Annotated in this window: 10 protein-coding genes; 6 read left to right on the top strand and 4 right to left on the bottom strand. The window is 63.8% G+C overall.

Annotation, left to right across the window (positions count from 1 at the left end; genetic code table 11):
* Positions 1-43 precede the first annotated feature (43 nt).
* The 6 genes from ACN0X6_RS09225 (at position 44) to ACN0X6_RS09250 (ending at position 6,930) form a co-directional block, all read left to right on the top strand.
* Positions 44-1,003, top strand: a complete 960-nt coding sequence (locus ACN0X6_RS09225) for an AAA family ATPase (protein WP_160017528.1) — start codon at positions 44-46, stop codon at positions 1,001-1,003.
* 100 nt (positions 1,004-1,103) lie between these two features.
* Positions 1,104-2,051: a DUF58 domain-containing protein gene (locus ACN0X6_RS09230; protein ID WP_417703383.1), complete on the top strand. Its 948-nt coding sequence runs from the start codon at positions 1,104-1,106 to the stop codon at positions 2,049-2,051.
* Positions 2,048-2,542 carry a DUF4381 domain-containing protein gene (locus ACN0X6_RS09235; protein WP_417703385.1) on the top strand — a complete coding sequence of 165 codons (495 nt, stop codon included), beginning with the start codon at positions 2,048-2,050 and terminating at the stop codon, positions 2,540-2,542. The genes ACN0X6_RS09230 and ACN0X6_RS09235 overlap by 4 nt, the downstream gene beginning before the upstream one ends.
* The gene (locus tag ACN0X6_RS09240; RefSeq protein ID WP_417703386.1) at positions 2,535-3,539 is read left to right on the top strand and encodes a vWA domain-containing protein; all 1,005 of its coding nucleotides are present in this window, start codon (positions 2,535-2,537) and stop codon (positions 3,537-3,539) included. The genes ACN0X6_RS09235 and ACN0X6_RS09240 overlap by 8 nt, the downstream gene beginning before the upstream one ends.
* On the top strand, positions 3,536-5,293 hold the full coding sequence (locus ACN0X6_RS09245; RefSeq protein WP_417703388.1) for a VWA domain-containing protein: 1,758 nt from the start codon (positions 3,536-3,538) through the stop codon (positions 5,291-5,293). Before ACN0X6_RS09240 ends, ACN0X6_RS09245 begins: the two co-directional genes overlap by 4 nt.
* Complete coding sequence (locus ACN0X6_RS09250) at positions 5,290-6,930, top strand: BatD family protein (RefSeq protein ID WP_417703390.1); 1,641 nt, start codon at positions 5,290-5,292, stop codon at positions 6,928-6,930. The genes ACN0X6_RS09245 and ACN0X6_RS09250 overlap by 4 nt, the downstream gene beginning before the upstream one ends.
* 447 nt (positions 6,931-7,377) lie before the next feature.
* Here ACN0X6_RS09250 and ACN0X6_RS09255 read toward each other — a convergent pair whose 3' ends face one another.
* The 4 genes from ACN0X6_RS09255 to ACN0X6_RS09270 all read right to left on the bottom strand — a co-directional run bounded on the left by ACN0X6_RS09255 (position 7,378) and on the right by ACN0X6_RS09270 (position 14,563).
* On the bottom strand, positions 7,378-9,732 hold the full coding sequence (locus ACN0X6_RS09255; protein ID WP_417703392.1) for an efflux RND transporter permease subunit: 2,355 nt from the start codon (positions 9,730-9,732) through the stop codon (positions 7,378-7,380).
* 18 nt (positions 9,733-9,750) lie between these two features.
* Positions 9,751-10,845, bottom strand: a complete 1,095-nt coding sequence (locus ACN0X6_RS09260; protein ID WP_417703393.1) for a YCF48-related protein — start codon at positions 10,843-10,845, stop codon at positions 9,751-9,753.
* 192 nt (positions 10,846-11,037) lie between these two features.
* Positions 11,038-12,408, bottom strand: coding sequence for a DUF1329 domain-containing protein (locus tag ACN0X6_RS09265; RefSeq protein WP_417703395.1), 1,371 nt, complete (start codon positions 12,406-12,408; stop codon positions 11,038-11,040).
* Positions 12,409-12,616: 208 nt separating this feature from the next.
* Positions 12,617-14,563, bottom strand: a complete 1,947-nt coding sequence (locus ACN0X6_RS09270) for a DUF1302 domain-containing protein (protein WP_417703396.1) — start codon at positions 14,561-14,563, stop codon at positions 12,617-12,619.
* Positions 14,564-14,590 lie beyond the last annotated feature (27 nt).

Below are 14,590 nucleotides of genomic sequence, written 5' to 3' on the forward strand. Positions count from 1 at the left end.
GCGGCCGTGAAAAGCCCCGCCCATCCGCCAGAAGAGCCCGACGATGGAACACCGTGAAGCGCTGCTCGCGTTACGCCAATTTCTCTCCACTCAGATTCTCGGCCAGGAAAGGCTCATCGAGCGTTTGCTGATCGCGCTGCTCGCCGACGGCCATTTGCTGGTCGAGGGTGCCCCCGGCCTGGCCAAGACCAAGGCGATCAAGGAGCTGGCCGAGGGTATCGAGGGCGAGTTCCATCGCATCCAGTTCACCCCCGACCTGCTGCCAGCGGACATCACCGGCACCGAAATCTATCGCCCGGAAACCGGCAGCTTCGTGTTCCAGCAGGGGCCGATCTTTCACAACCTGGTACTGGCCGACGAGATCAACCGCGCCCCGGCCAAGGTGCAATCGGCGCTGCTCGAAGCCATGGCCGAGCGCCAGGTCTCGGTAGGCCGCAGCACCTACGACCTGTCGCCGCTGTTTCTGGTCATGGCCACGCAGAACCCCATCGAACAGGAAGGCACCTACCCGCTGCCGGAAGCGCAGCTCGACCGCTTTCTGATGCACGTGAAGATCGGTTTTCCCGATGCGGCGGTGGAGCGCAAGATCCTCGCCCAGGCCCGTGGCGATGCGCTCAACGGTGAGGCCAAGCCCGAGCACCGGGTCAGCCAGCAGGCGGTGTTCGCCGCGCGCAAGGAAATCCTCGGCCTGTACATGGCCGATGCCGTGGAGGAATACCTGGTGCAACTGGTCATGGCCAGCCGCACGCCGGCCAAGTTCGATGCCGAGCTGGCCGACTGGATCGCCTATGGCGCCAGCCCGCGCGGCTCCATCGCCCTCGACCGCTGCGCACGCGCCCACGCCTGGCTGGCCGGACGCGACTTCGTCAGCCCCGAGGATATCCAGGCGGTGCTGTTCGACGTGCTGCGCCATCGCATCATCCTGTCCTTCGAGGCCGAGGCCTCGGGCGTCGATCAGGACCGCGTGATCCAGCGCATCCTCGACGTGGTGGCGGTGGCTTGATGCAGCCGCGCCCCATGCGCCTGTCCCACGTAGCCCGGATGCAATCCGGGGCTGATCACGCTGCCTCCCCGGATTGCATCCGGGCTACGGGCTGAAGCCCATGCAAAACCCCGCCAGCCAACCCGGCATCCATATCGCCCTCGGCGAGCTGATCGACATGCGCCACAAGGTGCATGAGGTGCCGCTGTTCTCGACACCGGCGCGGCGCAGCCCGTTGATCGGCCTGCACCACTCCAAGCTGCGCGGCCGCGGCGTGGACTTCGACCAGGTGCGCGTCTATCAGCCTGGCGACGACGTGCGCACCATCGACTGGCGCGTCACCGCACGCACCCAGGAGCCGCACACCAAGCTGTTCCACGAAGAGCGCGAACGCCCCATCTTCATCATCGCCGAGCAGAGCCAGCGCCTGTTCTTCGGCTCCGGCCAGTGTTTCAAGTCAGTGCTGGCCGCACGCGCCGCCGCGCTGATCGGCTGGGCCGCGCTGGGCCATAACGACCGCATCGGCGGCCTGGTGTTCGCCGATAACGACCATCACGAAGTCAAACCAAGGCGCAGCAAGCAGAGCCTGCTGCAACTGCTCAACCTGCTGGCACGCGCCAACCAGGCGCTCGGCCCGGAGAGCCAGGCCAACACCGGCCGCGACAACTTCGGCCTGGCCCTGCGTCGCGCTCGCGAAGTCCTGCGCCCGGGTAGCCTGGTGATCGTGCTGTGCGATGAGCGCGCCCTCAGCGACAACGCCGAGCAGCAGTTGACGCTGCTCGCGCGCCATACCGATCTGCTGCTGCTGCCGCTGTCCGATCCGCTCGATCACGCCCTGCCGGCCGCCGGCCTGCTGCGCTTCACCCAGAACGGCGCACAGCTGGAGCTCGACAGCCACAACGCGGACCTGCGCCAGGCCTATCGCGCCCAGGCCCAGGCCCGCGAAGCACGCTGGCAGCGCCTGACGCAGAAGCTCGGCGTGCCGCTGCTGCCGCTGAGCACCCAGTTCGAACTGGTCGAGCAATTGCAGGAACAGCTCAGCACCCTGCATTCGAGAAAGTCCCTATGAACCCCATCGACCAGTTGCAGCCGCTGATCGATCCGCCCGCCGTGCTCTGGTGGCCGCCGGCTCCGGGCTGGTGGTTGCTGGCCGTGCTGCTGCCACTGCTCGGCTGGGGACTGTGGCGTTTGCTGCGCAACTGGCGCCGACGTGCACCCAAGGTGGCTACGCAGCAGCCACTCGATCCGCTGCGTCAGGCGGCGCTCGATGAGCTGGCACGCTTGAGCAAACCTTATGACGGCGCCCCGGCTGGCCCCTGGCTGCAACAGCTCAACGCCCTGCTCAAACGCCTGTGCCGCGAACGCTATCCCGAGAGCGCCAGCCACACCCTGAGCAGCCGCGCCTGGCTGGCGTTTCTCGATAACCGCTGCCCGGCGGCGGGCCTGACCCGCTGGATGATCCTGGTCGATGGCGGCTACAGGCCACAGTGCACCCTGAGCGACAAAGCCATCGTGGAACTCGATCAGGCCATCGCCATCTGGATTCGCAAGCATGTTTGAGTTCGCCTGGCCCTGGGTCTTTCTGCTCGCGCCGCTGCCCTGGCTGCTGCGCCTGCTGCTGCCGCCCGCCGACAGTGGCGACGCAGCGCTGCGCGTCGGCTTTCTCGACGAGCTGCAGGCCCTGAGCGGGCGCCGCGCCCGCACTGCCCTGCCCAGCTGGCGTCAGCAAGCCCCACTGGTGCTGCTCTGGTGCCTGCTGCTGTGCGCCGCTGCACGGCCGCAGTGGGTCGGCGAACCGCTGCCCCTGCCCGCCAGCGGCCGCGACCTGCTGCTGGCGGTGGATGTCTCCGGCTCCATGGATTACGCCGACATGCAGTGGGACGACGAGCCAATCAGCCGCCTGGAGCTGGTCAAGCGCCTGCTCGGCGATTTCATCGAAGGCCGCCGTGGCGATCGGGTCGGCCTGATCCTGTTCGGCAGCCAGGCCTATCTGCAGGCACCGCTGACCTTCGACCGCCATACGGTGCGCACCTGGCTGGACGAAGCCATGATCGGCATCGCCGGCAAGAACACCGCCATCGGCGATGCCATCGGCCTGGCAGTGAAACGCCTGCGCCAGCGCCCGGCGCAAAGCCGCGTGCTGGTGCTGATCACCGACGGTGCCAATAACGGTGGCGAGATCGACCCGATGGTCGCGGCGCAACTGGCCGCCGATGAAGGCGTGCGCATCTATGCCATCGGCATCGGCGCCGATCCGCAGCAAAGCGGTGCCTTCGGCAGCTTCGGCTTCAGCGCCCTGGATCTGGACGAAACCAGCCTGCGCGCGATCACTGACGTCACGGGTGGGGAGTATTTCCGCGCGCGCGATCAGGCCGAGCTGCAGCAGATCGAACTGACCCTCGACCGTCTCGAGCCCGTCGCCCAGCAACCGACCCTCGCCCGCCCGGCCCTGGCGCTCTATGCCTGGCCGCTGGCACTGGCGCTACTGGGCTCGCTGGTACTGGTCGGCCAGGTACTCTGGCCCGAGCTGCTGCAGCGGCTGCGGAGGCGTGCATGAGCCTGCTCTGGCCTGAATGGCTGCGCCCGCTGTGGCTGCTGGCCGTGCCGTTGCTGGCCTGGCTGCTCTGGCGCCTGTGGCATCGCGAGCGTCAGAGCGGACGCTGGCAACTGCTGTTGCCGGCGGCGTTCCACCAGGCGCTGCTCAAGGGGGGCAGCGGCCGCTCCAGCAAGCTGCCCTGGCTGGCGCTCGGCCTGGCCTGGCTGCTGGCCGTACTGGCGCTGCTCGGGCCCAGCTGGCAGCGCGTCGAGCAGAGCAACCAGAAACCTGCCGACCCACTGTTGATAGTGCTCGAACTGACGCCGCAGATGCTCGCCACCGACGGCCGCCCCAATCGACTGGAGCAGGCCCGGCGCAAAGTGTTCGACCTGCTCGAAGCGCGTCGCGATGCGCAGACGGCGATCATCGTCTACGCCGGCAGCGCGCACAGCCTGGTGCCGCTGTCCGATGACCTGGCCACCAGCCGTAACCTGCTGGAGGCACTGAAACCCTCACTGATGCCGGAGCCGGGGCGGCGCGCCGATCTGGCTGTGGCGCGCGCGCTGCAACTGCTCGACCAGGCGCAACTGGGCCAGGGTCGCCTGTTGCTGATCACCAGCGCCCTCGATGAAGCGGAACGCAGCGGCATCCAGCAGGCGCTGCAGAAGCGCTCGGTACCACTGCTGATTCTCGGCGTGGGCAGTCGCGAAGGCGCACCGGTGGTGCAGGAAGACGGCAGCTTCCTCAAGGACTCGCGCGGCGCCATCCTGATTCCGCGCCTCGATGCACGCGGCCTGCGTGAAACCGCCGAGGCCCACGACGGCCGCTACGCCGCGAGCCGCCTGGACGACGAAGACCTGCGCCGCCTGGGCCTGCTCGACGGCCCGCAGGCACTGCGCGCGGCGGGTGAGCCCACACAGCTCGACAGTCATGTCGACCAGGGCTACTGGTTCCTGCTGCCGCTGCTGTTGCTCGCCGCCTGCGCCGGTCGTCGCGGCTGGCTGTTCTGCCTGCCATTGCTGCTGATGCTGCCGCCACAGAGCAGCCATGCCTTCGAATTCGACGACCTCTGGCTGCGCCCTGATCAGCAGGGCCAGCGCCTGCTGCAGGCGCAACGTCCGGCCGAGGCCGCGCAACGCTTCGTCGACCTGCAGTGGCAAGGCAAGGCGCTTTACGAGGCCGAGGATTATGCCGCCGCCGCAGAGCGTTTCGCCAAGGGCGACAGCGCAGCCGATCACTACAATCGCGGCAATGCCCTGGCCAAGGCCGGCGAACTGGAGGCCGCGCTGGATGCCTATGAGCAGGCCCTGGAACGCCAGCCGGAGCTGGCCGCGGCGCAGCACAACAAGGCGTTGGTGGAGCAAGCGCTGCGTCAGCGCGAAAATCAGCAGCCATCCGCCGAGGATGATTCGGCCGAGCAGCCGGAACAAGCCAACGAGCAGTCGCAGACGAATGAATCGTCGGCCGGCCAGCCCAGCGAGAGTACTGCCACGCAGCCCAGCCAACCAGGCAGTGTTGGCGAGAACGGTGAAAACGGCGCAGTACAGGGCAGCGCCAATGGCGCCGGGGAAGACACCCAACCCAGCACCAGCAGTGAACCCCCAGGCGACGCCGAGCCCGTTGAGCAACCCCTCACGGAAGCCGATCTGGGCACGGCGGCCGAACGCCGACAAGCGCTGGAACAATGGCTGCGGCAGATCCCGGATGACCCGGCCGAACTGCTGCGACGCAAATTCTGGTATGAACAGCAACAGCGTCAGGACTCGAATCGATGAAGCCTCTGGTCTTCCTGCTTCTTCTAGTGCTCGCGGGGCAGGCCCATGCCGAAGCCTTTTTCGCCAGCGTCGACCGCACACGCCTGAGTGAAGGCGAAACCGTGGTGCTGACACTGGAATCGACCGACCCGACCCGCTTCGGCCGCCCCGACCTGACGCCGCTGGAGGAAGACTTCGAGGTGCTTGGCAGTCGCCAGGTCAATCGCCTGAGCAGCATCGGCGATACGCCGCGCGCCAGCACTCGCTGGATCCTGACCCTGCAGCCCCGGCGCAACGGCGAAGTGACGATCCCGGCGATCCGCCTGGAAGACGCCGAAACCCTGCCGATCACGCTGACCGTCGAGGCGGCCGTCAGTGCCGGCAATGGTGAACAGCTTGCACCGGTATTCATCGATGCCAGCCTCGATCAGGACAACGTCTACGTCCAGGCCCAGGCCGTGCTCACCCTGCGCATCTACCACTCGGTGTCCATGTACGACGACAGCAGCCTGACGCCCCTGCGCATAGCGGATGCGCGTGTCGAACAACTGGGCGAACCCCGCACCTACGAGAAGAGCATCGGCGGCGTGCTGCACGGCGTGATCGAGCTGCAATACGCCATCTATCCGCAGCGCAGCGGCCAACTGCTGATCCCGGGCCAGACCTTCAGCGCGACCCTGGTCGACCGCTCGCGCAACAACGATTTCCTGCCATTCGGGCCGCGCGCGGGCAAGGTCTCGCGGGTCAAATCGCCGGACATTCCGCTGCAGGTCAAACCCAAGCCGGCGGACTACCCGGCTGACGTGCCCTGGCTACCGGCACGCGCCCTGGGCCTGGCGGAAACCTGGAACCCGCAACCGGAGCAGAGCCAGGTCGGCGATTCCCTGACCCGCCGCCTGATTCTCAAGGTCGATGGCCTCTCCAGCGCTCAGTTGCCGCCACTGCCGGCAACCCAGGTCGACGGCCTGCGGCGCTACCCGGATCAGCCGCAGATGAGCGACCAGAAGAGCGAGAACGGCATCATCGGCACCCGCGAAGAACGCGAGGCGCTGGTGCCCAATCGCAGCGGCGGTTTCGACCTGCCGCCGCTGGAAGTGCTGTGGTGGAACACCCAGACCGACACGCTGGAGCGCACCACCCTCTCCGCCCGTACGCTGCAGGTCGCGGAAAACCCGCAACTGCACAACGACGAGCAACCCAATACGCCGATGGTGACGACCCAGATCATCGAGGGGCCGCAACTGTGGCCCTGGCAGCTGGCCTGCGCTGTGCTGAGCCTGACCACGCTGCTCGGCTTCGGCCTGTGGTGGCATGCCCGCAGGCAACCGGCGATCCAGCGCGCGGCACAGAACGGCCCCAGCCCACGCACACTGCTAGACGACATCAAGCGTGCCTGCCAGGCCGGCGATGCCCAGGCCACTCGACATGCACTCGACGCCTGGGCTCGCCAACAACCGGAAACCCTCGCCGATATGGCCGCGCGCTACGTACCGCTGTCGGACGCCCTGGACGGTCTCAACGGCGCGCTGTACAGCGAAGTTGGCCAGCAATGGCAAGGCGAGGAACTGTGGAAGGCGATTCGCAACCTGCCTGCCGCACAGGAGCCAAGCGCAGCGCCGCAGGAAAGCAGCGCGCTGCCGCCGCTGTACCCGCGCTAGGCGCGCGATGGGCTTGCAGGATACGCAGTTCGAGGCGTGCAAGTGGTAGGGTGGGCTTTAGCCCACCAATAGCGGCTGACCTTGGCGGGCTGAAACGGATCGCCGCCCGGCCCACCCTACGTACTGCCGACGAAGCCCCGGATTTCATCCGGGCTACAGCCTGATTGACCTCCTCACCCCCGGTGCGCATGGCGCACCCTACAAGCCCCGTAGGGTGCGCCGCGCGCACCGCCCCATCGGGACATGAGGCTGGATCGGCAAGAAGGCTCATCGAAACAGCCTGATTGACCTCCTCATCCCCGGTGCGCATGGCGCACCCTGCAAGCTCCGTAGGGTGCGCCGCGCGCCCCCACCGCGCGCGACGACGAGACACTCTCGTCACCGCCAGAGCCATGAAACAAAAAACCGCGGCCCGAGGGCCGCGGTTTTCGTTCTACGCGACAGGCTTCAAGCCTTGGCGCGCATTTTCTCGGTGTTGATCAGGAAACGAGCCAGGGCCGGCAGCAACCAGATCGCACCAATCATGTTCCAGAGGAACATGAAGGTCAGCATCAGGCCCATGTCGGCCTGGAACTTGATCGCCGAGAAGATCCAGGTCGCCACGCCGATCGCCAGGCAGACGCCGGTGAACAGCACCGCCTTACCGGTGGACTTGAGCGTCTCGTAGTAGGCCTCCTGCAACGACATGCCCTGGCGCAGATAGGTCTCCAGGCGGCTGTAGATGTAGATGCCGTAGTCGACACCGATACCCACCCCCAGCGCGATCACCGGCAGGGTAGCGACCTTGACGCCGATGCCCATGAACGCCATCAGTGCGTTGCCCAGCACCGACGTCAGCACCAGCGGCAGGATCACGCACAAGGTCGCAGCCAGCGAACGGAAGGTCAGCAGACACATGATGCTGACCGCCGCGTACACCGCGATCAGCATGGTGGTCTCGGACGCCGCGATCACTTCGTTGGTAGCCGCCTCGATACCGGCGTTACCGGCGGCCAGCACGACCTGCAGCTCGTCAGTGGTGTGCTGCGCGGCGAACGCTTCGGCAGCAGCCACGGCACGCGACAGCGTCTCGGCCTTGTGGTCCTCGAGGAACACCAGCACCGGTGCCACCGAGCAATCGGCGTTGTACAGACCGTCGGCACGGGCGATCGAGTTGTTCAGTACGTCCTGGTTGCGCGACAGGGTTTCCCATTTCAGGTTGCCCTCGTTCATGCCCTTGATCACCTGCTTGGACACGGTGACCATGGAAATCGCCGACTGCACACCCTCGGTGTTCTCCATCTTCCACATCAGCTCGTCCATGGCGGCCAGGCTGTCATAGGTAGAGCAGCCTTCGGGGCCGGTCTTGATCATGACCACCAGTACGTCGGAACTGGTCGAGTAGTTGCGGATGACGAAGTCGTTGTCCAGGTTGTAGCGCGAGTCCGGGTGCAACTCCGGTGCGCCCTGGTCGAGGTCGCCGATCTTCAGGTTCTGGCCGTACCAGACGCCACCAGCCAGCGCCACCACGGCAACGACAACGGAGATCGGTGCCACCATCGGATGAGCGAAGTTGGAAATGGCGCGCCAGAACGGATGGTCCTTGGCGGCCTCCTCGCGACTCTTCTTCACCGCACGGTTGCCGATACCGATATAGGAAATCACCACCGGCAGCAGAATCAGGTTGGTGAGGATGATCACCGCCACGCCCATCGAGGCGCCAATGGCCAACTCGCGGATCACGCCGATGTCGATCAGCAACAAGGTCACGAAGCCAACCGCGTCGGAGAGCAACGCCACCAGCCCCGGAATGAACAGCTGACGGAAGGCCATGCGCGCGGCCGACAAGGCGTCGGTCGCCTCACCCGAGGCCATGGCGATCCCGTTGATCTTCTGCACGCCGTGAGAGATGCCGATGGCAAACACCAGGAAAGGCACCAGCATCGAGTAGGGATCGAGACCGAAGCCCAGCGTATGCAGCAGGCCAAGCTGCCAGATCACCGCGATCAGCGTGGTGATCACCACCGCCAGGGTGCTCTTGAAGCAGTGGGTGAACCACAGCAGCAGCACGAAGGTAATGCCGATGGCCACGGCGAAGAACAGCGCCACACCGATCAGACCATCGATGAGATCGCCGACCTTCTTGGCGAAGCCGATGATGTGCACCTTGACCTTGGGATTCTGCGCTTCGTATTTCTCGCGAATCTTCTCTTCCAGCTCGTGAGAGAACTGCTGGTAGTCCAGCTTGATCAGCTTGCTCTGATCTTTCGGGTCCGGGTAGGACTCGAGCAGCGGAATATCGACGATGCTGGACTTGAAGTTGTTCGCCACCAGGCGCCCGATCTGACCCGACTTGAGGATATTGCTGCGCAGATCCTCGAGACTGTCGGTGGAACCGTCGTAGGTCTGCGGGATCACTTCACCGCCGGCGAAACCTTCTTCGGTCACTTCGGTCCAGCGCACGCTCGGACTCCACAGCGACTTCAGACCGGAACGGTCGACGCCGGGAATGTAGAACGCCTCGTCATGGATCTGCCGCAGCGTTTCCATGTATTCCTTGCTGAAGATGTCACCCTCGGTGGCTTCCACCGAGATGCGTACCGTATTGCCCAGGTTGGCCAGGTCGTTACGGTGTTCGAGCATCTTCTGAATATAGGGGTGCCCCAGCGGAATCATCTTCTCGAAGCTGGTCTGCGGGCGTACCTGAGCAGCCTGATAGAACAGGAAGATGCTGATCAGCAGGCAGATCAGGATAACCGCCGGGCGATTGTTGAAAATCAGCCGCTCGAGGAAGGACGCAGGCTGTTGTTGATGCTTGGTCATGCAAAGGCTCCCGGCTTGTTATTGTTGGCCCAGATCGGCGCCAGTCGAGGCGGCGAGGTGCACGCCGCCCTGCCCCACCAGGATCAGGTTGCCGTTATCCAGTGCAGCTACACCGGCCAGCGAAAGGCGGTCGGGACGGTTGATCAGGCTGAACGTCTGACCATGATCCTTGCTGCGCAGCACGGTGCCACCGTGCCCGACGACCGCGACGCTGCCATCGTTGAGCAGCGCGCCATCGGCCAGACCGAACTCCAGCGGGCCGTTGTTCGGGGTGTTGAGCGTGATCTGCTGCCAGCTGTCACCGAAATCGGTGGAGCGGAACAGGTGGCCACGCAGACCGTAGGCCAGCAGTGTGGCTGGCTGATCGGTACCGATCACGCCGAACAGCGAACCCTCGTAGGGCAGGTCCTCGATACGCTCCCAGGTCTGCCCCCAGTCTGCGGAGCGGAACATCAGGCCCAGCTCACCGACGATGAACAGACCGGAGTCCTTCACGGCGGTAATGGCGTTGAGGTGATAGGCGTCTTCGTTGTCGAGACGATCACTGATGTCTTCCCAGTTCTGGCCACCATCGGTGGTCTCCAGCAGCGCGCCATAGGCGCCCACGGCGTAACCGGTCTGCAGATCCTTGAACCAGATATCCAGCAGCGGCGCTTCGAGCTCGCGGTCTTCGAACTGCTTGTTCCAGGTCAGACCGCCATCGGTGGTCGCGAGAATCTGCGCATCGTGACCGACCACCCAGCCATGCTGGGCATCGACGAAGAACAGCGAGGTCAGCATCTGGCGGGTCGGCACCTTGGCCTGCTGCCAGCTCTGCCCCTGGTCGTTGGAATAGAGAACGTGGCCACGGTCGCCAACGGCAACCAGACGCTCACCGGTATTGGCCACATCGAGCAGCAGGCTCTCGACGGCCTTGGGAGACTCGATGGCATAGCCTGCATCAGCCGCAGCCGAGGTCTCGGCCTGCAGGGGCGCGGCAGCGAAAGCCAGAATGGAAAGCACACTGCACAGCGAGAGCGCTTTAGCCAGCGGCGAATGGACACGGAGCGCCGATTTGCGCGCCAGGATGGGCGCCAGACCGGACTGGGTGCGCCGCATGACGGGCTCACTCATATACCTTCCCCCTTTCTTGTTATAGGCGGTACTACTGATCACGCCCATCCTAGCGAGCTTCGGAAAGCCCTGACAATTGGCGCGACGTTATGTTTTGTTAAGGCAAAACCCGCGTGATAGAAGCCTATTCGCCAAGCTGATGCGAAAAGGCCGCTACTACTGTAGCGGCCTTCGCGTGAGACTACACGACTATTATCGCGTGCCGCGGCGACGCAGGGCGGCCGGTTTGAAATAACCGTCGTCGGGAGTGGCCTGGGTGAAGTCGATGGTGTTGCTCTCTTCGTTGTCCAGGTTCTGCACGTGGTAACGACGCGCCTGCAGGTCATGGAACACATCGAGTGCAGACCAGGTGGTCGGCAGGTCGTAGTAGTTCTTCAGGTAGGCGATGGAAACGCGCCACAGCTCGCCACGGCCGTCGTACTGATCCACCACCGCTGCCTGCCAGCTGTCCTCGTCGAGGAACAGGGTACGCTTGGAGTAGATATGGCGAGCGCCGGACTTCAGCGTGCCCTCGACGACCCACACGCGGTGCAGCTCGTTACGGGTCAGAGCCGGATTGAGGTGGCCAACCTGCAGCAGATCCTCGTACTTGACGTCCGGGCTGGTGACCTTGTAGTTGTTGTACGGGATGTAGATTTCCTTCTTGCCCACCAGTTTCCAGTCGTAGCGATCCGGGGCACCGTTGAACATGTCGGTGTCGTCGGCGGTACGCAGACCGTCAGCTGCGGCGATCGGGGTGTCGTAGGCCAGGTTCGGCGCACGGCGCACGCGGCGCTGACCGGCGTTGTAGCCCCAGGCCTGACGCGGCTCCTTCACCTGATCCAGGGTCTCGTGAACCAGTACTGCACCACCGGCCAGGCGCGCCGGGCTGGTGGTGAAGGACAGGTAGTAGAACATGATGTTGTTCAGGTCGGCGAAGGAGCCGTTCTGCAGGTAGTACTTGAACAGCGCTTCCTGCTGGGAAGTGACCAGCGAGTAGGCGCCATTGCGCTGTACTGCCACTTCCGAGGCGCGACGCACGATGTAGGTACCGCGATAGCGGGCGATGTGGTTCCACAGCGCCTCGACACCATTTTGCGGAATCGGGAACGGGATACCGCCGTAGGCATCGGAGAAGCCGTTGCCGCCATCGACCAGCTTGGCGCTGGTGGCGTTCTTCACGGTGTTGTCATAGACCCACTGCGGCGCGGAGCCGGAGCGGCGGGTCTGGTACACCGGCATCTGATAGGTTTCCGGATACGCCTTGAACATGGCGATCTGACCCGGCGTCAGATTGGCTTCGTACTGGCTAAGGTTGGCCGCAGTAATGGTGAACAGCGGCTTGTCTTCCGGGAACGGATTGACGTGGTGCTGGCCCGAGCGAGTGTAGCCAGCCGGTGCCTGGGTGATGCCACCGGTCCAGGCCGGAATGGTGCCGGCAGCGTTGCCAGCCTTCTCGGCACCGAAGGGAGTCAGGGTATCGCCGAGCTTGGCGGCTTCCTGCGGGGAAACGGCAGCCAGCGCGGAACCGGCAGAAAACGCCAGCGCAACGGCTACGGCCATCAGCCTGTGCTTGTTCAGCATGGGTAATTCTCCGTGAAGAGTATTGTCGGGCGCCCGAGGGCACCCGGCGTGTTTCTGGTTATAGGTACAGAGGGTGTTTACAAAGCAGCGAGCGAAGGCCAGGCAAGACGAAACCAGTCGAAAACGCGGCCTGTACGAGCAGTACATGAGCATTTTGCGGCTGATTCCAACGCAGCATGGCCGAGCGCAGCAATTTGTAGACGTCCTCTTAGAAGGAGTACTTGACGTTCAGGCCAATGTTGTCGCGATCACGCGCACCGTTGTTCTGGCCAGCGCCATAGAACTCGGTGTACTGGATCTCGGCTTCCAGGCTGTTCAGGTAGCTGGCGCGCATACCGAGGGTGTACGCCTTGCGCCCTTCGATGAAGTTGCCGGTCTGGTGCGAGTTGCCTTCGAAGTCATGCTTGAACACGGCGAACGGCGACAGGTTCACGCCAGCGTAAACGTCGTTCCAGGTGCCGGAGAGCACCAGGGTGTAGCCGTAGGCGTCCTTGTTGACCTGGTCGTCGCGGTCGTAGCCGGAGATATAGGAGCCGTTGCCACGGCCGGCGTAATAGCGGTTACCGGTAGGCGAGCTGTACTGCAGGCTGTCGCCACGCAGATGCTCGGACGCCAGCTCAGCCACACCGAACAACGAGTCGAAACCAAAGCTCGGGCCAAAGTTGTAGATCGTACCCAGCGAAGTATTGAATGCTTCGACGCGGGTGTAGTTGTGAATCTGATCGCCCAGCTGCACTTGCTGGCCACCGATATTCACAGCACCACCGCCCGCCAGTTGAGGCGCCTGGGTCAGCAGATCGCCGAGCAGGTCGTTGGTAGCGGCGATGCCAACCGGCAGGTTCGGACGGTAAGACAGCTCACCGAACACCGAAGCGTTGCCGACTGTGGTGTTGAAGCTGAAGCCGTACATGCGGATATCTTCGACATATTCGCGACGAGCATTGACATTGTTGGCAACGTCAATCGTGGCGAGACCACCTGCTGCCTCAGCAAAACCAGCAATTACCGCAGGGTTAGCACAAGCAGCGCCAAGGCCAGAAGCGACACATGCACCTTGCGCAATAGTGGTCAAATCCAGCCCCTCGTAGGCCCCCAAATCCGCATAAATGGTCGGTTCTTTGGCGTGGTAATTGACAAAGTAGAAACCAAACTCGGTGGAGTTCAGTTCTTCAGCGATATAACGGAATGCGACACCGAACTGACCATCGTTCTTGGCATTGATATCCTTACCAACACTGGCCACCTTGATATTACCGTTGGCATCAACAGTACGCCCCCCCGTCAAACCACCCGTCCCCGCATTACCGAGGCCAGAGTACAAGCCTGCGAGCGGAATGAGCGCCTCCTGAGTCGAGTAGGCAGTATTACCACCATCAGCAAACAGGTCGGTCTCGGAGAAGTAGGTCCCCACCGGGTCGATGGCGGTCTCTTTCCAGTTGAACTGGTAGAAAGTCTCCATCGACAGATTGTCAGTCAGGCCGAGGTTGAAGCTCAGCGCCTCCACCGGCACCAGCACTTCCTTCACCTCGGAGCCCGGCAAACGGAACTTGGCGGCGTCGACCGGGTTGGTGGTGTTGATGCCGTTGCGGTAGAACAGACCTTCACCCCAGTTGAACACCTGCTTACCCAGACGACCGGAAACCGGCATGTTGCCCACATCCCAGTTGCCATAAACGTAGGCGTCGAGGATCTGCGCATCACGGCCAGCCTTGTGGCGGGTTTCGCGGGTGAAGCTGTTGTCGCGAGGAGCGCTCTGGCTCGGCTGACCAGGCGAGTTGTTGTCGTAGTAATCGTTGCGCTTGTCCATGATCTGGGTGTCATAGAACGCAGTACCGCGAATGAACACCCCGTAGTTCTGGTAGGAAGCTTCCAGATCACTGGTGATCTTGAACACTTCGGAAACCAGGCCGGTATCGAAGTTGCGATTGCCGTCGTTGGTGTTGATGTCGTCGTTGGTCTTGTCCTGACCCTGTACGCGCCACAGCTGGCCGTAGGAGACGGTGGTGTCGATGGAACCGGTGATTTCGTTGTCGGCGAAGCTGAACTCCACCGCCTGAGCCTGAGCGGCGACCAGCAAAGGCAGAACGCCAGCGAACGCAAAGCCGGCCTTGGCCGGGGCAAAACGTAGAACGGGCTTGCGGGACTTAATTTCCATCGAGACTCACTCCGTGGACAGATCATT

The sequence above is a fragment of the Pseudomonas sp. genome, from assembly GCF_048269965.1.
Classification (GTDB): Bacteria; Pseudomonadota; Gammaproteobacteria; order Pseudomonadales; family Pseudomonadaceae; genus Aquipseudomonas.

Coding starts and splice junctions, on each gene's coding strand:
- ACN0X6_RS09230 (WP_417703383.1), top strand. CDS start 1,104: ATGCAAAACCCCGCCAGCCAACCCGGCATCCATATCGCCCTCGGCGAG.
- ACN0X6_RS09225 (WP_160017528.1), top strand. CDS start 44: ATGGAACACCGTGAAGCGCTGCTCGCGTTACGCCAATTTCTCTCCACT.
- ACN0X6_RS09240 (WP_417703386.1), top strand. CDS start 2,535: ATGTTTGAGTTCGCCTGGCCCTGGGTCTTTCTGCTCGCGCCGCTGCCC.
- ACN0X6_RS09270 (WP_417703396.1), bottom strand. CDS start 14,563: ATGGAAATTAAGTCCCGCAAGCCCGTTCTACGTTTTGCCCCGGCCAAG.
- ACN0X6_RS09245 (WP_417703388.1), top strand. CDS start 3,536: ATGAGCCTGCTCTGGCCTGAATGGCTGCGCCCGCTGTGGCTGCTGGCC.
- ACN0X6_RS09250 (WP_417703390.1), top strand. CDS start 5,290: ATGAAGCCTCTGGTCTTCCTGCTTCTTCTAGTGCTCGCGGGGCAGGCC.
- ACN0X6_RS09235 (WP_417703385.1), top strand. CDS start 2,048: ATGAACCCCATCGACCAGTTGCAGCCGCTGATCGATCCGCCCGCCGTG.
- ACN0X6_RS09260 (WP_417703393.1), bottom strand. CDS start 10,845: ATGAGTGAGCCCGTCATGCGGCGCACCCAGTCCGGTCTGGCGCCCATC.
- ACN0X6_RS09255 (WP_417703392.1), bottom strand. CDS start 9,732: ATGACCAAGCATCAACAACAGCCTGCGTCCTTCCTCGAGCGGCTGATT.
- ACN0X6_RS09265 (WP_417703395.1), bottom strand. CDS start 12,408: ATGCTGAACAAGCACAGGCTGATGGCCGTAGCCGTTGCGCTGGCGTTT.